Below are 20,204 nucleotides of genomic sequence, written 5' to 3'. Positions count from 1 at the left end.
GCCACAAATGGTGAACGCTTTACCTAAACGGCGTTCACCATTCTTTCTGCAATTTTCCGTCCTTATCCCTTTAGTTCAATCATTTAGCAAACAAATAATCTCAAAGTGTTAGTTTCGCCGCCCCTATTCACGACCAACAAAAACGCTACACATTGAAGAAACTGTACAATATCGAACCAGTTAACTGCGATTTTTATACATTTATCTTGCATAACTAACCATAATTGGTAGTATCAACTCAACGGTTAACAATGCAGATTATCAGCATGAGTATTCAAGTAAGTGACATTAATAAATCCTATGGCGAACACCAAGTTCTACATAACATTAGCTTTAAATGCGAAGCTGGCAGTACTTTAGTCCTACTTGGACCAAGTGGAGCAGGTAAAAGCTCGTTACTGAGAATTTTGAATCTACTTGAATATGCTGATAGCGGTAAATTAGCCATCAATAACGATCAATTTGATTTCGCCATCGGCATTAAGGAACAACAAGGCCAACAGCTCAGAACTAAAGTTGGTATGGTGTTTCAACAATATCACTTATGGCCTCACAAAACAGTGCTTCAAAATCTCATTGAAGCGCCAGTAAAAGTACTCAAATTACCACTTGAAGAAGCAAAAAAAGAGGCCTCAGCTTTGCTGGATAAACTGCAGCTGAATGACAAAGCAGATGCTTGGCCACTGCAGCTTTCAGGTGGTCAACAGCAAAGGGTTGCCATCGCTCGTGCATTAATGATGAGACCTGAAATATTACTGTTTGATGAACCAACAGCAGCACTTGACCCGGAAATCACTAATCAAATTGTTAATATTATTCGTGATTTGAGCAACACTGGCATCACCCAAGCTGTAGTGACACATGAGGTTGATTTTGCTAAAAAAATCGCTTCTCATGTTCTCTATTTGGAAAATGGAAAAATTGTGGAGTTTGGCGATCATCGTGCTTTTACTGATCCGAAAACCCAGCAATTTGCAGATTACCTGTCTCACTAAGAACGCAAGGAATATAAGATGAATAAAACTGTATTGGCATTGGTACTGGGGCTGGCAGCAACCACAGCAACAGCAAAAGAAGAAATCAAATTTGTAATGGAAGCGACATATGCACCATTCGAATATATGGATGAGAACAATCAAATCCAAGGTTTTGATGTCGATCTTGCCAACGCGCTATGTAGCGAGCTAGAAGTCACTTGCTCATTCCACAATCAAGCGTTTGACAGCCTAATTCCAGCCCTACGTTTTAAACGTTATGATGCTGCGATTTCAGCAATGGACATTACCGAGGCACGTCTAGAACAAGTTGCCTTTACCGATGCTTACTATGACAACGCGGCGGCTTTTGTCTCTATCAGCACTGACAGCGTAGAAGGTAAGCGTATCGGGGTACAAAACGGCTCGACTCACCAAAGCTATCTACAAGAACAAATGAAAGATGTCGTTGCCGTCCCTTACGGTAGCTATCAAGATGCATTCATTGATATGCAAAATGGCCGTATCGATGCGATCTTTGGTGACACTGCCGTTGTTGCTGAGTGGTTCCCAAAAAATGACAAACTGAGCTACGTTGGCGAGCCTGTGACAGACACTGCATACTTTGGCAACGGCTTTGGTATCGCGGTCAATAAAGACAACCAAGCGCTAGTTAAACAGCTAAACCAAGCACTGGAAGCAGTAAAAGCAAATGGTACCTACGAGGAGATCTTCGTTAAGTACTTTGGCAACTAATATGGAGTTATCAGGCTATCCTTTAACATTAGTCTCTGCGGGCTGGGTGACCATCCAGCTCGCCATGGTGTCACTGTTGGTTGGCCTCTGCCTTGCACTTCTTTTTGCCGCTGGTGAACTCAGCAAATGGAAGCTAATTGCTTGGCCGACCACCTTAATCGTCACCATGCTACGTGGCTTACCTGAACTTTTAGTGGTTTTATTTATATTTTTTGGTACCACGCACGCAATATTTTTGCTAACGGGGCAATTTGTAGAAATCGACCCTTTCTGGTCTGGTGTTATTGCCTTAGCACTGATTTTTGCAGCTTACGCTTCGCAATCAATTCGTGGTGCACTAAAAGCTGTGCCGAGTGGGCAGTCTGAGGCAGCTTACGCGCTCGGCTTTAGTAAGACATCTGCGTTCTTTCGTTATGTACTCCCTCAAGCGGTGCGCCACGCACTGCCTGGTCTTACTAACCAATGGCTGGTGCTACTGAAAGATACCGCGCTCGTTTCACTCATTGGTGTTACGGATCTGATGAAGCAAGCGCAATTAATTTCTAGTGCGACTCATGAAAGCTTTACATGGTATGCCACTGTTGCCGGCATTTATCTTGTCATTACATTAATCAGCCAGAAACTGATAAAACGTATATCGGTAAAATTTGAACCGCCCGGACAACAAAAGGCAAACGCATGAAAGAAGAGCACTTAGGACAATTATTTAGCGGACTTCTCACCAGCCTAGAGCTTACTGTCTTTTCACTCATTTTTGGCTGTATCTTAGCACTGCTGTTTACATTAGCTTTAATTTTAAAGACACCAGTGATGTCGTGGGGCGTAAAAGGCATAATCACCCTATTTACAGGCACACCACTCTTAGTGCAGATATTTTTGGTTTACTATGGTCCGGGGCAATTTGAACTGATCCGAGAAAGTTTCTTATGGACGTGGTTAATGCAACCATGGTTTTGTGCCATGCTTGCGCTAGCTCTAAATACAGCGGCCTATTCAACCTTGCTGTTTAAAGGCGCCTTCGATGCGATTCCCAACCACCAGTGGCAAGCCTGCCAAGCGTTAGGGATGGGTACACGACACTCACTGCAAATCCTATTACCCTATGCGATTCGTCGTGCAATTCCCGCCTACTCTAATGAAGTCATTTTAGTTTTTAAAGGCACTTCGTTAGCCAGTACAATTACCATCATGGATCTGATGGGGTATGCACAACGCATTAATGCCCAGACCTACGACACCATAACCGTGTTTGGTATTGCAGGTCTCTTCTACCTTGCCGTAAACGGGCTATTAACACTCCTCTTTCGCCAGCTTGAACGCAAGGCTCTGGCTTTTGAAGCACAAGCATAATCAATACACTGGCTCTTCGGAGCCAGTTTTATTAACAATCCCACGCGACACACTAGGTTAATGAATCATGCCGTTTCACTACGCCAAAATCACCGAGAATGGCATAGGCCGACGGAACCATGAACAAGACCAATAACGTTGATGTAAAAATACCAAACACAATAGAAATCACCATTGGTTTGATCACTTGAGCCTGCAGACTGGTTTCCATTAATAGGGGTAACAACCCAGCAGCAGTAGTCAACGATGTCAGAAATACCGCACGAAAGCGTTCACGACTTGCCTGTACCACCGATTCATAAATATCATCTCCCTTATCCAAGTGGTGCCTTATATATTGAACCAACAAAATAGAGTCATTCACCACCACCCCCGCAAGAGAAACAAACCCCATAACACTTGGCATGCTCAATGGGTAACCGAGCAACCAATGCCCCCACAAAACGCCTATCAAGGCTAAAGGAATCGCTAATAAAACAATGAAGGGTTCAAGATAACTGCGGAACTGAAAGCTAAGAATAACAAAAACGCCGAAGATACCCAGAGCAAACCCTGTTGCCATCGATTGGCCAGTTTCTGCCGTATCTTTTGCTGCTCCTTCAAAGTTAAAACGCAACCCCGGATAATTCTGCAACAGTTGCGGCTGAAGCACTTGACGAAACTCGCGTAACACTTCTGCGGAACTGACTATCGATTGACGCACGTCTGCAGATACCGTTAAGGTTCTCAGTCCATCAATACGTTGAATACGTACATAGTTTCGCTGATAATCTAAGGTAGCGATAGACGCCAAAGGCACTTGCTCACCGGAATTTAATACGATAGGAAAACGCATTAACGCTTGCAGATCACCAATACGATCTTTGGCTAACATCACTTGAATTTTGATATTTTCAGGACCAATCTGTATTTCGTCCGCCGTTTGGCCATAATAGCCTGTACGTAATTGTGACGCGATCATCTGCCCATTAACCCCAAAGCTCTCCGCTCCAGGTCTGAGTGCGATACGAATTTCAGGTTTACCCATCCGCATATCATCCAACACACCACTTACCCCATTAAAAGAGCTTATAAATTGCTGTGTCTCAATGGATGCTGACTTTAACATGTCTAAATCATCATGCTGCATGCGGATCTCAAGATCTTTTCCTCCCGGTCCCATTGCTGGCTGCTTAATGGATAAATTTATCGGCATGGATAAATCACTTGTCGCGTCTTCCCATGCATCAACAAAATCATCAATACGGGTATGCCTTACCTCAGCACTGAGCAAATCTAGGCGAACTGTCGCGATATGCGGGCCTCGCTCATCTGCATCGGCATTATAGTTATACTGTTCAGTGATGTGTAAAACGAGTTCTCGACCTTGCTCTGCGCTATCAGATAAGCGTTGTCCAACGATTTTAGCGCTCTGTACCAACTCTGAAACCACGCTCTCTGTTTGTGACAAGCTAGAACCGGGTGGCAAAATAACTCGAGCTTCAATAACATCACCGTCCAGCTCAGGAAAACCAACAAACTTGACCGCCCCCCCCGCTAACAGCGCAAAAGAAGCAAAGAGTAATCCGATCACCGTGCCAACAAAGCCATAGCGCCAACGAACAACCGTGGTCACCATGGTGACAAATTGATAGTTGCGAAAGACCTCAAACCGACGCAAAAAGCGCGCTTTAAGGCTTCGCCGACGTTTGGTCGACGTCGCTTTCTTTTGCTTCGCATGGGAAAGGGAGTGGTGTAAATGATTAGGCAAAATTAAGAAGGCTTCCACCAAACTCAGTGTCAGCACTAAAATAAGCACTTGCGGCACGACACGCAGTACCGCGCCCATTTCACCCTGTATAAAGATCAAACTGCCAAAAATACAGATTGTCGTCAGATACGAAGATAACACCCCTGGCATGACTTTCTTCACGCCATTGAGCACTGCGTCAGGGACCGGCTGCCCCTTATCAATATGCGATGCGATGGATTCAGAAATAACGATAGCATCATCCATCATAATACCGATAGCCATCAGCAAAGCCACCAGCGACATAATGTTGATCGACAAGCCAAACGCTGCCATTAAATACATACTGCCAAGAAAGGCCACTGGCAGACCTGCCGCAACCCAAAATGAATAGCGAAAACTAAAAAACACCCACATAACAGCAAAAACTAAAATGACCCCTTGCCCACCATTTCTCACCATCATCGTGAGGCGGTCCCACAAAATAGAAGAAAGATCATTGGTCAACACCAGCTCAACACCTTGCGGCGCTAATGCACTCTCTGCAGCAACAAACTCTGCCACGCGCTCTTTAACACGCAGCGCATCATCCGCTTTATTTTTACTTACCCGTAAAATGGCGGAAGGAGTAGAATTAAATAGGGTTTTCTGTTCATCCAGTTCAAACCTATCGGTGATTTGTGCAATGTCTGCCAACCGGATAACACTGCCATCGCTACCTGCACCTACAATTAGCGTGCCCAACGTTTCAGGGGTAACTTGGCGGGCATCGAAACGCAACAAATAATTGCGCTCTTCCAGCTCCAAATTGCCACTAGGTAAATTGATATTTTGTTGGCTAACTATATTGGCGATGTCACCAGTATTCATGTCCAACTGGCGAAGCGCGGTAGGATCAATTTCAACGCGCAATTGATGGTCAGAAAAGCCACTAATATCAACCAACGAAACGCCGTAGTCTAGTTTTAAGGTACGTTTCAATGATTCTGCATAGGCTTTTAACTCAGGCATTGGCATGTCAGCTTTAATCGCGACATCAATGACAGGTTCATTCCAATCCAGTTCACGCACAATAGGCAACTCAACTTGGCTTGGAAAGTCGTTAATCGCACCAATTTGGGTCTGCACATCAACGAGCATTCGGGAGACAACATCAGCACTCGTTAACTTAATAATCATTGACGCAGAGCCTTCTACGGCTTCACAACGGGACTCCACAATATTTGCAAGCCCATCGATGGCGTCTTCCATGCGCATACAGAGACTCTGCTCAACTTCTTGCGGTGAAGCGCCAGGATAGATCACTGATGCGAGAATATAAGGCGGCGCGAACTCCGGAAATGTTTCACGCTTTAGTGTCGGTAATGCCGTCAGACCAATAATAATCAAACCAAGCATTAATAGATTAGCTGCCGTTGGGTGGCGAGAGAAAAAACGTATCATTGTTCCGCCTTCACCTTAGCATCTGAGATACGATCCAACGATGTTTGGGGCGCATCGATACGCAGCAACATGCCTTCAACGGCTGGCAGCAAATCATTTAGCACTAACCGATCACCCTCCTTCACGCCAATCTCCGCGTCCGGCAAACTCTCAATAGCGACCAAACCATGTTGACGAAACTTAACTCTCACTGTTTCAATGACCAACTTACCATCGCGATACAAGTAAATCCGATCGCCGTGAATCGCGCTTTCCGGCACAACAAGGTGAGGCTGGGCACGTCCTTTAAATCTCGCTTCAACAAACATACCATTCACTAAAGCTGGAGCCTGTGATGAATGAACCTGACGTAAATCCTGCTCAACGTCTAAAATAATGCCCACTGTCGCTTGATTAGGATTAACGCTTTCACTAATACGCGACACATCCGCTAGCCACTCTTGATGGAGCTGCCCGCTAGTGAAGACAACGGTCGCGGTTAGGTTATCACTGCTCGAAAAGGGTTCACTGTGGTTACCAAGCGACGCGGACAATATCGCCATATCATGCATTGCGACTTGTGCAACAATTTCAACGGCGTCGATACCGTGTGCAATCATCATCACCTGTTGCAAGTTCACCACTTGATCTTGTTCGATATTGACCTCTGCGATGCGTGCGTCATAGGGCAACACTATTTCGGTCTTGGCCAATGATCGCTTTGCCTCATCAACACGTGATTGGTTAACCGATGCCTGCGCCTGCAACACCTTACGCTCACTCGGCAAAACAAATAACTGACTTTCTAGATCTTGCACCGTTCGCTGGCTAGACAATACCGTTTGTTGTTCTCGCTCAACCTCTGAAGGAGAGAGCAAACCTCGCTCTAATAAGTTCTGTTTCCTTTCCAGCTCATGCTGACTAATAACGAAACGCTGCTTTTCCAGTGCTAGCTGCTGCTTAACATTTTTCTCTTCTTGCTTCAGCTTAGTCAGTTGCGCTTGCGCTGAGCGTAAATCTGCCTCAGCTTGTGCCAGCTTCAATTGATAATCTAGAGGGTCAATCCGAACAAGTACGGTACCTGCATCGACTAATCGCCCTTTTTCTAACAGTGGTGATTTGTACACCACCCTTCCTGATACTTCAGAAATCCCTTGCCAAACAACCTTAGGGGTAACACGACCAAAACCCACCACCTCCGGCGCTAGCTCCACAGGTTGCAATAACATGGTTTCTACGAGACGACCACGGTTTTCCGCTGGTTTTAACTCTGGAGATGAACGCAGCTTTACCGCCAAAAACAATATCACTATCCCGACAACCAATGTTGGAATCACTAACAGCTTGTCGCTTCTCTTCATCATCGCCCTCAACATGGCCATTGTGTTAATTACCAATTTTTAATCTTATTTTACAGGATGATACACCTGTTTACGCCCAGTATCATCCACGATTTAAAATAAAAGTGACGGGGACAATCTACAGAAACAAAGTGACAAATAAAGAAATCAAAATAACCTGAGAAAATAGCGAGGCCGCCATCGCGAAGAGAACTTAGGGTTCCAAAATCCGACGACTGCCTAGCCATATAACAGGCTTGCACCGTTGATGGAGTGCGCAACAGGTTAACTGAAACAAGTCAGTAATAATCAGCTAAACTAGCGCTTGAAGTTGAGTTAGCATCGACCTTTCTTTGCTTGCCCTGGGGGACAGAAATCGCCATAAGAGCCATCGCTATTTTTAGTACTCACCTTTACTTTTACATCGTCCACTTCACCCTCTACGCGCGTCAACTGACAACCATTTAAGCTGAAAAGCGCACAGATTAGTAGAATAAGCATTCTATTCATCATTCAAGATCATCTCTATATTACTGTTTCTTTAATAGTAGTAGAGAGTTTACCCAGTGAGGAAAAAGCCGTCGCATCATATAGAAATGGGGGCAAGAAGGTCGGCATTAAGCACACGATAACTGATGTAATAAACAAAAAAGCCGCTGATAGCGGCTTTTTACTGTAAGGTATCCAATGATTCCCTTTTCGGTATCACTAGCAGAAGACAACACCTTTAAAGTTCACGACGCAAAGTTGTTCATTCTTTTGAGTCAAACCAATCCAAGGTTCATCAACGATGCCACCAGAAATTCGTCCACTGCCCGACTCCGGTGTAGGCACGAACAGTTCACCAACAGACGTTTTACGCAATTGGTATTCACCTGAAGTAACAAAGTAGCGATTTGCCACCAATTCCGACTTATCTACTTGCAATGTATCCATTGAATTAGCAGAAACCGAGAGCGTAAATGCCGCTAGCATCAAGGTAAGTATATTTCTCTTCATAACTCATTCCTCCCAGAAATACTAAACACATCCCTTTCATATTTAGATTACCCCAAAATCACCACATTGCAACACAACATGGCACTTATTGTTGATGTTTTTACAACCTGAATACAATTTAATGCTAGTTCATTTATCACAGCAATTAATGCACCCAAACCAAAACTTACCGTGAATGACTCCACGTGAGCAAACATCAAACGATGTAGATAATTATATACACATCGTCACAACCACCACACTAAAGGCGTGATACATTCACCAATATTATTACTCCGCACCTGCCTTAATTGAGATTATTGCGAAGATCTTCTCTCCTCTGCTTGATTCAAAAGCTGACGATTAGAAATTCATCTTTATCTACATTGATAGGTAATGATAGCGTTAGGTGCATTGCAGTAGCAACAGATCGCACGACATAACATAAATAACATAGTGAAACGGTTCTAATATAGAGTAATTGAAGTTCAAGCAGCTCTATATCATGTTGTGGAGGTGGGTACATAGAAAAAAAGGTTGACAGCAATATATTCATGAAAATGACAAAGCAGTCAAATTTATGGTCACCGCAATAGCTGTAAATGAGGTTTTCCCTTCCTTTAGAGCAATACAGTATTATTTCTAGCTTTTTCTTATATCAGATAAATTACAATTTACTATTATTTAATCTCCCCAGTGTTAAAACATGATAAAATTATAAAGAAATATTACAACACTTTATTTAAAAGCATAACAGCAACTTTGCTATTCATCCGTTAAAGGGCCTACTTATCGCCATACATACTATACCAAGCATCAAGCAGCTCTTTACCATAAATCACTTCAGTCTGCAGGTGCATAACAAGAAGCACAGCGGCCATTACAAAACAAATGATGTTAAACCATAACAAGCATTTTTTTCTTACATCATCATAAAAAAACAGATTAATGAAAACCAATAAAAATGGGTAGCTGAGCAGCAGTAAAAGGAATGCCCCCAGATAACTCGATATCGCCATTTGTGTCATACTAAAGCACCGTAGAATTAATTATGATGAAAGGCTAATACAACCACACCCTTAAGTATATTCAAGCAACGTCTTTCATTCACTTTTTCGAGCCTGCTAACACGCTATGTAATTCACCTCTCGCAATATTTGCCGAGCATGCGCTTCCAGCACTCGTTGCAATTAGCCGAGTTTATTCTTATCTGTAGACAATAACGATTTAAATTTCAGCAGTAACTCCTTTCTCACCATCGATAGCCTTAATGGGCGCTCTCCCAACCAAGGCAACGGACGTAACATTTCCATCGTACGCAGACCTAAACGTGCGGTGAGCAAACCAACACCGAGCCCTTGCCCTGCCCGAACCGATATTTTGCCAGTAAGGTCCATCGACAACATATCCATACTCGCATCAATGGCAATCTCTGACGCGCCAACTAATGCCATATTTCGTATGAGCATTTTGAGCATGGCTAGACGTGAAACATAACTCAACTCGACGCCATATATACGGCTCAAGCCATTTACCATCGCCAAAGCTCGCCATGCAACCAACAGCATATCCGCCGTTGCTAACGGGCTCACCGCTACCATCATGCCGGCCTCTCGAGCATGTTTCGCGACTAAAGCTTTAGCGTGTTCATCCTGTACGCTAAGTACCATGCTATCGAACATCTCCAGCACTTCACGGTCATTGTGAGTGCCCGATAAGGCATGCAGCCAGCGATCATATCCCTCGCTGTGTTTACCACTCTGCGTCATTAACTGCTGACAAAACCCTTTCGCTTCGCCTATACCGTCGTTGGCCAGTAAACGCTCCCCGACTTCTCGCTCATGCTGGCGACGCTTCAAGTGGCGCAAATACCAAGCTTCTTTCACTATCGCACTAACACCCAATACAGCAACACCGCCAATCAGTCCACTCCAACCCAGCGAGAGCCAATCTCCTTGGCTAATTGACGTGCTAATGTTGGTCACGGTTTGCCCTGCGACTAAACCGATAAAACTGACCGCTGCGATACGCCATCCCCAACGCTTGTTCTTTTTTTGCACTGTCAGCACATTTGTTAGCTGCTCTTCTGCTGCAGTTGTCGTTAACTCAAAAGGGGCTGTGTCATCAAACAACGTCTGAGCCGTTAGCGGCATGTCATTCGATTGCTTTGTCGCTTCTTTTGGTTGAGGAAACTCAATACGGCCTTTAATACTCATTAAAATTTGTCTCCCAACAAGAATTGCAGTGCTTTATCCATTCGAATATGGGGCAGCGGCTCATCAGCTGCGCAAGGCTGGGGCCTAAACGGGATAAAATCAAACCCCTGCTCTGCCCAAAATGTTTCACTTGGCAAACGCTGGGGCACCTCTCCAGGAAACATGGTTCTAGTCACGTTGTCTTCTAACCCTGTACCCTGTAACGCTGGCATCTGCTTGCCTTGATAATTAACAAATCCGGGCTCCGTGGCACTAATGGATGCAAGGCTAACACAGTCCATGGTTATGCCTTCAAAGCTCGCATTCTGGTAGGCTTCATGAATGATCTGTTGCATCAGGCTAACTAAGTGAGGATGCTGCTCGGGTGTGACATGATCTGCCTTGGTGGCAGCAAACAAAACCTTATCGATACGCGGCGAGAACAGGCGCTTGAGCAAAGTATTACGCCCATACCGGAAACTGCCCATCAAGCGCTCGATAGCTTGTCGCATATCGTTAAACGACTCAGGGCCAGCATTTAATGGTTGCAAGCAGTCTACCAATACAATTTGCCGATCAAATTTTGAAAAGTGCTGACGGTAGAAAGGCTTAATAACATGCTGTTTATAGTATTCAAACCGCTTTACTAACAGGCCTAACATGCTATCTTCACGCGCCTCAGCCACTTGCTGGACAGAGACTCGACTAGGATCAATAGGGAAAAAGTGCAAAACAGGTGCTCCTGCAAGCTCCCCGGGTAAAACAAAGCGCCCAGGCTGAACCCAATGCAATCCTGCCGTTTTCTTACAAGCAAGCAGATAGTCAGTGTAGTGCTGACTGATTTCTGCCAACTGCGCTTCATCTGCCTGGGCGGCAATATCTAACTCTGCCATTGCCTTTAGCCAAGTTTCTGCCAATCGCTGACGTTCGCCGCGCATACTTTGATAGAAAGACTGCGACCAAGAGTAAAAGTCGTGCTCAAGCATCGGCAAATCAAGTAGCCACTCGCCTGGATAGTCAATAATGTCGAGATACAGGGTCGCATCTGACTGCAAATACTTCAACGCACCCTGTTGTGGTCGATATTTCAATGCTAAGCGGATCTGGCTGACATCATTGGTTGGCTTAGGCCATGCCGGTGGGGTGCTCAGTAGATGTTGCATTCCTTCATCGTAACCAAAACGCGCCATACACAAGTCAGGTTGAGGTACACGTTTCGCGCCAAGTAAAACTCCTTCCCGTACCGGTCCTAACAGCGGTAAGCGAGGATTGGTACTGACATGGAGAAGTTGATTAACCAATGAGGTAATAAAAGCAGTCTTACCTGCGGTCGACAACCCTGTAACCGCCAAACGGACATGGCGGTCTAATCCTCGGCTTACCCACTTATTAACTTCCTGACCTATTTTCATGCCTTAAAGCTGCTCCTTATAGTTTGCTAAATTCTCTGTCGACATGAAAACGAGAAGAGGTCACATACGCCTCCATGGCTTGGATTTGCCGGTCTTGTTCTCCTAATTCACGCTCGAGTGTCTGCAATAATGCCGTTGCAGACTGACCCGATTGCCATGCCTTCTGCTTGACTTGATGGTGACTGGTACTGCGATACGCCATACGATCCTCTTCTGGCATCTTATCTAGGATTAAGCACCCAGCAAGATAGAGTAAAACAATCATAAAGCCGCCACCCAGCAGGAAAGCCGATACGGTTAAAATACGCACCAACCACAGCTCCATCCCCGTATATGCAGCGATACCAGCACAGACACCACCCACTCGCCCTTGCGACATATCACGATATAATCGCTTACCATTCATTAGCGCTGCCTCCATCCTGGGGATTCTACATCGAGTATCTTTTCAAGACTCTGAATTCTCGAGTGCATTTTATCTGCCTGTTCCGATAATGCCTGTAGTCGTGCGTAATCTTCAGTACTTAACCCCTGCTCAGTATTGCGTTTACTTCGATAGTGAAGAATTAACCATAGTGGGGCAACTAATACCAAAAATACAATTAACGGCCCTGCCAAAAATCCCATCGACATAATTACTCCTTATTCTTCTTTTTCATCGCTTGTTTCATTCTTTGCAGCTCTTTTTCTATTTCATCTTGAGCCTGCAAATCGGCAAATTCATCGTGCAAAGAACGTCCCTTACCTACCGAGTAGCTGTCTGCATCAGCTTCTATTTCATCAATGCGGCGCTCAAATTGCTCGAATTTGGCCATCGCCTCATCGACTTTATTGGTATCTAACTGGCGACGAACATCTCGACGATTATCTGCCGCTTTATGTCGCATTAAGAGCGCTTGCTGCCTCGCTCGTGTTTCTGTCAACTTATTCTCTAACTCTTGCACCTCGTTACTGAGCTTGTTTATTGTATCTTCGACAAGGTGCATCTCTTCTTTTAGCGCCAATGCCAGATCACTCACTTTCTGTTTCTCTATTAAAGCAGCACGGGCTAGCTCTTCTCGCCCTCTTTCCAATGCAAGGCTGGCTTTATCAGCCCAATCTAGCACCTGTGCATCGACAGCTCTAATTTTCCGTTCTAACTCTTTTCTATCAGCCAGTGCTTTCGCTGAAGATGTCCGCACTTCTACCAGCGTATCTTCCATCTCCTGAATGATCATTCTGACCATTTTTTGAGGGTTTTCCGCCTTATCTAAAAGGGAGTTCACGTTGGCATTTACAATATCAGCAAATCTAGAAAATATACCCATAATACGCTCCTTAGCGACGATGATGAACACATAGCTCAGTAATAATAAATTGGGAAGTGACCAGCCAATGTCGATACACTGCAACATCATCAACCCAAGCATCACCAAATACTATACAAGGAGTGTGCCACTTTTTTTAAACGTAATTTCAACAAATTACTATCGTCACTGTACGTTTCACTGCTATGCTTTGATAAAAATAGCCACTTCTTCGTCATTATGACCAATACAAAACTAGATAGTTTAATCGGAGAGTCAGACCGCTTTCTTGCTGTTATCGATCATGTCTCTCGCTTGGCTAAAATCAATAAGCCGGTTTTAATCCTTGGCGAACGAGGAACAGGAAAAGAGCTGATTGCCCAGCGCCTGCATTACTTATCGCCACGTTGGGATAAACCACTTATTTCTCTTAACTGTGCCACCCTCAATGAAAACCTCATTGACTCAGAGTTATTTGGTCATGAAGCTGGCGCTTTTACAGATGCCAAACGCCGCCATGCGGGTCGCTTTGAACGTGCAGAAAGCGGTACCTTGTTCCTCGATGAACTGGCTACATGCCCATTCAGCGTCCAAGAAAAACTGCTTAAAATCATTGAATATGGTCAATATGAACGGGTGGGGGGGCAAAGTACACTTCATGCTGATGTCCGCTTAATTTGTGCGACTAACGCTGACCTGCCAGCGTTAGCCAAACAAGGCGCCTTTCGTGCCGACCTGTTGGATCGGTTAGCGTTTGACGTTATCCACCTACCACCACTTCGTGAAAGAACGAACGATATTATGCTATTAGCGGAGTATTTTGCCCTGAAAATGTGCCGTGAATTAGATTACCCTCTCTTCGCTGGTTTCAGCCCCAAAGTAAGCCAAGCATTAATGGCTCACCCTTGGCCTGGCAACATCAGAGAGCTCAAAAATGTGGTCGAGCGTGCCGTTTTTCATCACTGTGACCCTGAGTCCCCTATTAATGACATCCTGTTTGACCCCTTTACTCCGCCTTGGCAGGTGAAACAACAAGAGACGAAATTAATAGCAGCAGAACACGAAGAAGCCGTTTTCCTCCCGGCTTTACCTGTAAATTTACGGGAATTTCAAACTGAACAAGAATCGACCATTGTTCAAGCAGCACTGAAGCACCATCACTATAATCAAAAGAAAACGGCTGCCACACTAGGGTTAAGCTATCACCAGCTACGAGGTTTACTCCGTAAACACCAGCTCTTGTCTGAAGGTGAAAACGAATGCTAAAAATAGTGCCTCTAACCAGCAAGGTTGTCTTTTGCACACTGCTCATTACGCTTCTTGGCTGCCAACCAGATACGAGCCGCACTCGGTTATCCCAGCGCGGCATCGTCTACTGTGGACAAAGCGCCTTGACAACCCTTAACCCGCAACTTTCACATGATAATCAAGCAATAAACCAACTAGGTTCGCAGATATTCGAACGCCTACTCGATATTGATCCCAACAGCCATCACCCTCTACCTGCCTTAGCTAAATCGTGGGAGGTAAGCAATGATAGACTGGCATACACCTTTTACCTTCGTCAGGGCGTCTCTTTCCAGTCAGCCGCTGGCTTTGCCCCTTCGCGGTTCTTAAATGCAGATGACGTGGTATTTAGTTTCAAGCGTATTATTGACCCGACGCACCCTTTTCATTATGTGTCAGGGGGTCGCTATCCTTGGTTTGAAAGCCTTGGCTTTGCCAACCTTGTGGCTGACATCGTTGCTGAATCACCCTACTCCGTCACCTTTTTCCTCAAACGTACCGACAATGCATTCCTATCTATTTTGGCGACAGCTCCTGCGGTAATCCATTCACAAGAGTATGCGGACTACCTTGTCGCGAGTAATCAAGCGAGCAAGATCGATCATCACCCTTTAGGCAGTGGGCCCTTTAACTTTATTGAATATAAAGAAAACAGCCATATTCGTTTGCAGCGCCACTGGGGTTATTGGCAAGGCGCTGCAAAAATGGAACAAGTCGTTTTTGATCTTTCAACACGGGGAGTTGGTCGTTTAGCGAAATTGCTTACCGGAGAGTGCGACATCATTGACTCGCCGCATACTAGTCAAATCGCAGTAATTATTAATGACCCAGATTATGAATTACGCCGGCAGACAGGCCTAAATGTCAGTTATCTGGCTATTAATCAGCGCAGCGAGAAAGTGGCCGATCCCTTAATTAGAAAAGCTATCCTGACTGCCATCGATAGACAAAAAGTCATTAACTCCGTCTTGCATGGCGCTGGAAGTATCGCTGATTCGATCTTGCCGCCAGCATCTTGGGCGTTTGACTCGCAACGTCCACGCGTTGGATACAACCCTAAGATAGCCAAAGCGTATTTGGACAATAGCCGGTATCAATTTGAAGAAGCGCTACAGCTCGCTTTTTTCAGTCGTAATGATGATATGGGAGGCAGTCCTCACAAGACCGCAGAACTGATTCAGTCTGATTTAGCTGCAATTGGCTTAAAAGTTGAGCTAACTATGCTAAATCCACAGGACAGTTTTGTGTTAGATAACAGTTTTAGTTATGATTTACTCTTAACTAGCTGGCGAGCAGCCAATGGTGACCCTGATAGTTTTTTGCGTCCAATCTTATCCTGCGATGCAATCAATGTAGGTACGAATAATTCGCAATGGTGCAATCTCCAATTTGACAACTTATTAGAACTTGCACTAAAAACCAATCAAGAAAAGCAACGGATGAATTACTACAGACTGGCACAAGATGTGATTGAGCAGCATACGCCTGTCATTCCATTACTACACAGCCACAACTATCAGGCGCATCATCGCTCAATTGGTGGCGTACAACTGAGCCCTTTTGGCACCCGTTCGTTTGTCACCGTATACCGTAGTGAGTAACTTATGTTTATCTATGCCCTCCGCAAACTAAACCTGTTTGTGGTGACATTCATCCTTTTGACTTTTGTCAGCTACAACATCGGCCGCCTAGCGGTTGACGGTCCTTGGCATGACCTTCCGCTACTGCATGGTTGGGGTCAATATCTACTGCAACTTAGCAACTTCGACTTTGGCATTAACCACCAAGGAGAGCCCGTTGTTCTGGATTTGATACAGTACTTACCTGCAACGTTAGAGCTGTGCGTATTCGCTTTCCTGTTTGCATTGGCGATTGGCGTCCCACTCGGCACCCTAGCAGGGGTTCGACAAGGCAAGTGGCTTGATACGCTCATTAGTTCTGTTACCTTGCTCGGCTTTTCTATCCCTATATTCTGGTTAGCCATTTTATTAATTATGTTATTTGCTCTCAATTGGGGATGGCTACCTATTAGCGGACGTCACAGCCTGCTCTTTGATATTCCCCATATCTCTGGTGTCGGCTTAGTCGATGCGTTTTTAATTGAGCGTACTTATCGAGTGGACGCCATTCACGATACTCTGCAACACTTAATATTACCAACATTGGCACTGGCATTATCTCCCCTGACAGAAATAACCCGCCTAACACGCGCCTCGGTAGCTGAAGTGATGACGCATAACTATGTTAAAATAGCGCCAACAAAAGGGTTATCTATGCTGACTATTCTTAAGCGCCACGTGGTGAAAAATGCCCTGCCTCCTATCGTGCCTAAGTTCGGCTTGCAGCTATCAACCATGATCGCGATGACTTTTATTATCGAGTCAATATTTAACTGGCCAGGGATCAGTTTATGGTTGCTGAATGCAGTTAACCATCTCGACTATATTGCTATTCAAGCTGGTGTTATCTGCATTGCAACACTGGTACTCTCTGCCAATATCTTATCTGATCTTATTGGCTCGATGCTTAACCCTCTCGTAAGGAAAGAGTGGCATGCTGTCAAATAACATATATGCCGAAGACCGCATTCCTAACCAGTGGGTTCGCGCTTGGCAAAATTACCGTAAAAACACCCGCGCTATGTTTGGCCTATGGAGCCTGCTTTTGTTACTTCTGGTAACTATCGCTGCACCATGGCTTTCTCCTTATAGTGCCACGCAACAACTTCCTGACTTGCTTTTGGCACCATCGTGGCACCCTGACGGGAAAATCGACCTCTTTTTTGGCACCGATGATCTCGGCCGTGACATGTACAGCCGTCTTGTTCTAGGTACTCGATATACCTTTGGTAGCGCCATTCTCGTTACCGTGATTGCTGCCACAATCGGTATCACTATCGGTGTTTTGGCAGGAATGACAAAGGGGTTGTTGTCCAGCACCCTTAACCATATTTTAGACACCATTATGTCAATCCCATCACTACTTTTGGCTCTGATTACCATTACTTTTCTTGGTGAGGGATTGGCTCAGGTGATGTTTGCTGTCTGCCTTGCTCTAATTCCGCGTTTTATCCGAGCCATCTACACAGCGGTTCATTTGGAGATGGAAAAAGACTATATCATTGCCGCTCGACTCGATGGAGCAAGCAATTTCTATCTACTTTACCACTCGATTTTACCCAATGTTATTGCGACGATGGTGAGCGAAATTTCACGCGCGATCTCTGTTTCCATTTTGGACATCGCTGCGCTTGGCTTTCTTGGCCTTGGTGCGCTTTCTCCACTACCTGAGTGGGGCACCATGTTAGGAGAAGCGTTAGATTTAACCTATATCGCCCCATGGACGGTTACTCTCCCTGGTATTGCGATTACAGTTTGTGTCATTACCATCAATCTTGTTGGTGACGGTCTGCGTCAGGCTATTATTGCAGGAGTTGATTGATGCCATTACTTGATATCCGCCATTTGACCATTGAGATAGATACCCCGCAAGGGTTAGTCAAAGCTGTTGATCGAGTTAGCCTTACTATTGGTGAAGGTGAAATTCGAGGCTTAGTAGGTGAATCAGGCTCAGGAAAAAGCCTCGTCGCAAAGGCGATTGCTGGTGTCACTAAAGATAACTGGCGAGTGACCGCCGACCGCTTACGTCTTGGCAATATTGACCTGTTGCAACTCACGCCGAGAGAACGGAAAAAAGTCATTGGTAAAGAACTGGCGATGATTTTTCAAGAGCCGTCTTCTTACCTTGATCCCTCTGAGCGCATTGTGACACAACTCGAAGAGGCGATTCCAGCAGGCAGTCACCCAGGAAAATGGTGGCAGCGCTTTCAGTGGCGTAAAAAGCAAGCAATCGCACTGATGCATAAAGTCGGCATTAAAGATCATAAACGTGTATTAAACAGTTACCCCTATGAGTTAACTGACGGTGAGTGTCAAAAGGTAATGATTGCCATGGCGATTGCGAACCGCCCTCGTCTATTGATCGCCGATGAGCCAACGAATGACCTTGACCCCATCACCCAAGCACATATCTTCCGCTTATTAAGTCGATTAAATCAATTAGCAAACACGACCATCTTATTGATTAGTCATGATTTAACCACTGTGACTCAATGGGCTGACCGCATCACGGTGATGTATTGTGGACAATCTGTCGAATCGGGAAGCCGACATCAGATCATTGATACACCAAGGCACCCATATACGCTTGCACTTCTACAGGCAATGCCAGATTTTAATTTGGATCACCTTCCGCACAAAAGTCGCATGCACACCTTACCCGGTGTTATTCCACCATTGCAACACCTGCCCATTGGGTGTCGTCTAGGGCCACGTTGCCCAAATGCACAGCGGAAATGTGTTGAAGTCCCAAAAAGTCGTAAGATTAAAAACCATAAATTCAGTTGCCACTTTCCACTGAATATGCCGGAGAAACAGACACCATGACCGCGCTGCTCGAAGTTGAAGAACTGCATAAAGTTTACCAGTTCCGTGAAGGCCTTTTAAAGCGCAGAAATGTCGAAGCGGTGCACCCCGTTTCTTTCACATTAAATGCCGGAGAAACACTGGCTATCGCGGGAGAGAATGGCTCAGGAAAATCAACGTTAGCCAAGATGTTAGCCGGTGTTGAAAAGCCGACCTCTGGGCATCTTTTTGTTAACGGCGAAGAGCTGCATTACGGCGACTATATGACTCGCTGCAAATTAATACGGATGATTTTCCAAGATGCGAATACTTCTCTAAACCCAAGAGTACAGGTTGGCCATATACTCGATGGACCATTAAAAAGAAATACGGATATGACGCCGATAGCGAGAGAAAAGCGTATTAAACAGATCCTTCGCCGAGTTGGGCTACTTCCTGAGCATGCCTATTTTTATCCGCAAATGCTCGCCACCGGACAAAAGCAACGCGTATCATTAGCACGAGCACTCATTCTACAACCTTCAATTATTGTCGCTGACGAAGCTTTAAGTGGTTTAGATATGTCCATGCGAGCGCAAATGCTCAACCTACTGTTAGAACTGCAAGAAGAGATGGGGCTAGCCTATATTTACGTTTCTCAGCACATGGGAATCATCAAACATGTTACTGATAAGATTCTAGTTATGAAGCAAGGGAGAGTTGTCGAGCAAGGTGATACACACGCTGTTTTTGCTAATCCACAACACCCATTAACACAGAAGTTGCTTGATAGTCATTTCAATGCTCACTCACCCGACCGTCATAGCCGCAGCCATTAAATAACAGAACATTGCCATGTTGCCCCAACATGGCATTTCCCCTCAAAACCAAACGCTACGTGCCTGCAATCCTCACTCCTATTTGCTGCGTCTTCACAGGACAAACCTAAATAACGTCATATCCCAAACGCCGTTAGCTGAACAACATTTGGTATTGACAAAATACTGAACCAAGATCGACTATTTATTAGCAACAACGAATCACACTTTCTAACCCACGTGAATTCTCTCTC

The 20,204-nt window shown here is 45.1% G+C and carries 20 protein-coding genes; 10 read left to right on the top strand and 10 right to left on the bottom strand.

The window, feature by feature from the left end:
* Positions 1 to 266 precede the first annotated feature (266 nt).
* Genes artP through artM form a run of 4 tightly spaced genes read left to right on the top strand, consistent with a single transcriptional unit; the run spans position 267 to position 3,080 of the window.
* Positions 267 to 995 (top strand): arginine ABC transporter ATP-binding protein ArtP, encoded by a 729-nt coding sequence (artP, locus tag ACKLNH_RS06445; RefSeq protein WP_413111431.1) that lies wholly within the window; start codon positions 267 to 269, stop codon positions 993 to 995.
* An 18-nt stretch (positions 996 to 1,013) separates the two neighbouring features.
* On the top strand, positions 1,014 to 1,730 hold the full coding sequence (locus tag ACKLNH_RS06440; RefSeq protein ID WP_413111430.1) for a transporter substrate-binding domain-containing protein: 717 nt from the start codon (positions 1,014 to 1,016) through the stop codon (positions 1,728 to 1,730).
* Position 1,731: 1 nt separating this feature from the next.
* Positions 1,732 to 2,412, top strand: coding sequence for an arginine ABC transporter permease ArtQ (gene artQ, locus ACKLNH_RS06435; protein ID WP_413111429.1), 681 nt, complete (start codon positions 1,732 to 1,734; stop codon positions 2,410 to 2,412).
* Complete coding sequence (gene artM / locus ACKLNH_RS06430; RefSeq protein WP_413111428.1) at positions 2,409 to 3,080, top strand: arginine ABC transporter permease ArtM; 672 nt, start codon at positions 2,409 to 2,411, stop codon at positions 3,078 to 3,080. The genes artQ and artM overlap by 4 nt, the downstream gene beginning before the upstream one ends.
* Positions 3,081 to 3,132: 52 nt before the next feature.
* Here the strand turns inward: artM and ACKLNH_RS06425 are convergent, their stop codons facing one another.
* From ACKLNH_RS06425 to pspA, 10 genes are all read right to left on the bottom strand, one after another.
* Positions 3,133 to 6,252: an efflux RND transporter permease subunit gene (locus tag ACKLNH_RS06425; RefSeq protein WP_413111427.1), complete on the bottom strand. Its 3,120-nt coding sequence runs from the start codon at positions 6,250 to 6,252 to the stop codon at positions 3,133 to 3,135.
* The gene (locus ACKLNH_RS06420) at positions 6,249 to 7,592 is read right to left on the bottom strand and encodes an efflux RND transporter periplasmic adaptor subunit (RefSeq protein WP_413111661.1); all 1,344 of its coding nucleotides are present in this window, start codon (positions 7,590 to 7,592) and stop codon (positions 6,249 to 6,251) included. Before ACKLNH_RS06420 ends, ACKLNH_RS06425 begins: the two co-directional genes overlap by 4 nt.
* 315 nt (positions 7,593 to 7,907) lie before the next feature.
* On the bottom strand, positions 7,908 to 8,072 hold the full coding sequence (locus ACKLNH_RS06415; protein WP_413111672.1) for a hypothetical protein: 165 nt from the start codon (positions 8,070 to 8,072) through the stop codon (positions 7,908 to 7,910).
* Between the two features lie 207 nt (positions 8,073 to 8,279).
* Positions 8,280 to 8,570, bottom strand: a complete 291-nt coding sequence (locus tag ACKLNH_RS06410) for a hypothetical protein (RefSeq protein ID WP_413111426.1) — start codon at positions 8,568 to 8,570, stop codon at positions 8,280 to 8,282.
* Between the two features lie 764 nt (positions 8,571 to 9,334).
* Positions 9,335 to 9,577 carry a hypothetical protein gene (locus tag ACKLNH_RS06405; protein ID WP_413111425.1) on the bottom strand — a complete coding sequence of 81 codons (243 nt, stop codon included), beginning with the start codon at positions 9,575 to 9,577 and terminating at the stop codon, positions 9,335 to 9,337.
* Between the two features lie 162 nt (positions 9,578 to 9,739).
* Positions 9,740 to 10,765 carry a YcjF family protein gene (locus tag ACKLNH_RS06400; RefSeq protein WP_413111424.1) on the bottom strand — a complete coding sequence of 342 codons (1,026 nt, stop codon included), beginning with the start codon at positions 10,763 to 10,765 and terminating at the stop codon, positions 9,740 to 9,742.
* Positions 10,765 to 12,156, bottom strand: coding sequence for a YcjX family GTP-binding protein (locus tag ACKLNH_RS06395; protein WP_413111423.1), 1,392 nt, complete (start codon positions 12,154 to 12,156; stop codon positions 10,765 to 10,767). Before ACKLNH_RS06395 ends, ACKLNH_RS06400 begins: the two co-directional genes overlap by 1 nt.
* A gap of 16 nt (positions 12,157 to 12,172) precedes the next feature.
* A complete protein-coding gene (gene pspC / locus ACKLNH_RS06390) occupies positions 12,173 to 12,562 on the bottom strand; it encodes an envelope stress response membrane protein PspC (protein ID WP_413111422.1) in 390 nt (129 codons plus the stop codon).
* On the bottom strand, positions 12,562 to 12,789 hold the full coding sequence (gene pspB, locus ACKLNH_RS06385; RefSeq protein WP_413111421.1) for an envelope stress response membrane protein PspB: 228 nt from the start codon (positions 12,787 to 12,789) through the stop codon (positions 12,562 to 12,564). Before pspB ends, pspC begins: the two co-directional genes overlap by 1 nt.
* Before the next feature lie 2 nt (positions 12,790 to 12,791).
* Positions 12,792 to 13,463, bottom strand: a complete 672-nt coding sequence (pspA, locus tag ACKLNH_RS06380) for a phage shock protein PspA (RefSeq protein WP_413111420.1) — start codon at positions 13,461 to 13,463, stop codon at positions 12,792 to 12,794.
* Positions 13,464 to 13,682: 219 nt separating this feature from the next.
* Here pspA and pspF point away from each other — a divergent pair, with 219 nt between their 5' ends.
* Genes pspF through ACKLNH_RS06350 form a run of 6 tightly spaced genes read left to right on the top strand, consistent with a single transcriptional unit; the run spans position 13,683 to position 19,971 of the window.
* The gene (pspF, locus tag ACKLNH_RS06375; RefSeq protein WP_413111419.1) at positions 13,683 to 14,708 is read left to right on the top strand and encodes a phage shock protein operon transcriptional activator; all 1,026 of its coding nucleotides are present in this window, start codon (positions 13,683 to 13,685) and stop codon (positions 14,706 to 14,708) included.
* Positions 14,702 to 16,330, top strand: a complete 1,629-nt coding sequence (locus tag ACKLNH_RS06370) for an ABC transporter substrate-binding protein (RefSeq protein ID WP_413111418.1) — start codon at positions 14,702 to 14,704, stop codon at positions 16,328 to 16,330. Before pspF ends, ACKLNH_RS06370 begins: the two co-directional genes overlap by 7 nt.
* 3 nt (positions 16,331 to 16,333) lie before the next feature.
* Positions 16,334 to 17,296: an ABC transporter permease gene (locus ACKLNH_RS06365; protein WP_413111417.1), complete on the top strand. Its 963-nt coding sequence runs from the start codon at positions 16,334 to 16,336 to the stop codon at positions 17,294 to 17,296.
* Complete coding sequence (gene sapC / locus ACKLNH_RS06360; protein WP_413111416.1) at positions 17,283 to 18,170, top strand: putrescine export ABC transporter permease SapC; 888 nt, start codon at positions 17,283 to 17,285, stop codon at positions 18,168 to 18,170. The genes ACKLNH_RS06365 and sapC overlap by 14 nt, the downstream gene beginning before the upstream one ends.
* The gene (locus ACKLNH_RS06355) at positions 18,170 to 19,174 is read left to right on the top strand and encodes a peptide ABC transporter ATP-binding protein (protein ID WP_413111415.1); all 1,005 of its coding nucleotides are present in this window, start codon (positions 18,170 to 18,172) and stop codon (positions 19,172 to 19,174) included. Before sapC ends, ACKLNH_RS06355 begins: the two co-directional genes overlap by 1 nt.
* Positions 19,171 to 19,971 carry a peptide ABC transporter ATP-binding protein gene (locus tag ACKLNH_RS06350; protein WP_413111414.1) on the top strand — a complete coding sequence of 267 codons (801 nt, stop codon included), beginning with the start codon at positions 19,171 to 19,173 and terminating at the stop codon, positions 19,969 to 19,971. The genes ACKLNH_RS06355 and ACKLNH_RS06350 overlap by 4 nt, the downstream gene beginning before the upstream one ends.
* Positions 19,972 to 20,204 lie beyond the last annotated feature (233 nt).

The sequence above is a fragment of the Thaumasiovibrio clandestinus genome (assembly GCF_047250365.1).
Classification (GTDB): Bacteria; Pseudomonadota; Gammaproteobacteria; order Enterobacterales; family Vibrionaceae; genus Thaumasiovibrio.
The sequence above is the reverse complement of the archived record's forward strand: the minus strand, read 5'-3'. Positions and strand labels throughout refer to the sequence as shown.

What these genes read in the sequence shown, in the direction of transcription:
- artP (WP_413111431.1), top strand. Translation starts at nt 267, where the DNA reads ATGAGTATTCAAGTAAGTGACATTAATAAATCCTATGGCGAACACCAA.
- ACKLNH_RS06440 (WP_413111430.1), top strand. Translation starts at nt 1,014, where the DNA reads ATGAATAAAACTGTATTGGCATTGGTACTGGGGCTGGCAGCAACCACA.
- artQ (WP_413111429.1), top strand. Translation starts at nt 1,732, where the DNA reads ATGGAGTTATCAGGCTATCCTTTAACATTAGTCTCTGCGGGCTGGGTG.
- artM (WP_413111428.1), top strand. Translation starts at nt 2,409, where the DNA reads ATGAAAGAAGAGCACTTAGGACAATTATTTAGCGGACTTCTCACCAGC.
- ACKLNH_RS06425 (WP_413111427.1), bottom strand. Translation starts at nt 6,252, where the DNA reads ATGATACGTTTTTTCTCTCGCCACCCAACGGCAGCTAATCTATTAATG.
- ACKLNH_RS06420 (WP_413111661.1), bottom strand. Translation starts at nt 7,592, where the DNA reads ATGAAGAGAAGCGACAAGCTGTTAGTGATTCCAACATTGGTTGTCGGG.
- ACKLNH_RS06415 (WP_413111672.1), bottom strand. Translation starts at nt 8,072, where the DNA reads ATGCTTATTCTACTAATCTGTGCGCTTTTCAGCTTAAATGGTTGTCAG.
- ACKLNH_RS06410 (WP_413111426.1), bottom strand. Translation starts at nt 8,570, where the DNA reads ATGAAGAGAAATATACTTACCTTGATGCTAGCGGCATTTACGCTCTCG.
- ACKLNH_RS06405 (WP_413111425.1), bottom strand. Translation starts at nt 9,577, where the DNA reads ATGACACAAATGGCGATATCGAGTTATCTGGGGGCATTCCTTTTACTG.
- ACKLNH_RS06400 (WP_413111424.1), bottom strand. Translation starts at nt 10,765, where the DNA reads ATGAGTATTAAAGGCCGTATTGAGTTTCCTCAACCAAAAGAAGCGACA.
- ACKLNH_RS06395 (WP_413111423.1), bottom strand. Translation starts at nt 12,156, where the DNA reads ATGAAAATAGGTCAGGAAGTTAATAAGTGGGTAAGCCGAGGATTAGAC.
- pspC (WP_413111422.1), bottom strand. Translation starts at nt 12,562, where the DNA reads ATGAATGGTAAGCGATTATATCGTGATATGTCGCAAGGGCGAGTGGGT.
- pspB (WP_413111421.1), bottom strand. Translation starts at nt 12,789, where the DNA reads ATGTCGATGGGATTTTTGGCAGGGCCGTTAATTGTATTTTTGGTATTA.
- pspA (WP_413111420.1), bottom strand. Translation starts at nt 13,463, where the DNA reads ATGGGTATATTTTCTAGATTTGCTGATATTGTAAATGCCAACGTGAAC.
- pspF (WP_413111419.1), top strand. Translation starts at nt 13,683, where the DNA reads ATGACCAATACAAAACTAGATAGTTTAATCGGAGAGTCAGACCGCTTT.
- ACKLNH_RS06370 (WP_413111418.1), top strand. Translation starts at nt 14,702, where the DNA reads ATGCTAAAAATAGTGCCTCTAACCAGCAAGGTTGTCTTTTGCACACTG.
- ACKLNH_RS06365 (WP_413111417.1), top strand. Translation starts at nt 16,334, where the DNA reads ATGTTTATCTATGCCCTCCGCAAACTAAACCTGTTTGTGGTGACATTC.
- sapC (WP_413111416.1), top strand. Translation starts at nt 17,283, where the DNA reads ATGCTGTCAAATAACATATATGCCGAAGACCGCATTCCTAACCAGTGG.
- ACKLNH_RS06355 (WP_413111415.1), top strand. Translation starts at nt 18,170, where the DNA reads ATGCCATTACTTGATATCCGCCATTTGACCATTGAGATAGATACCCCG.
- ACKLNH_RS06350 (WP_413111414.1), top strand. Translation starts at nt 19,171, where the DNA reads ATGACCGCGCTGCTCGAAGTTGAAGAACTGCATAAAGTTTACCAGTTC.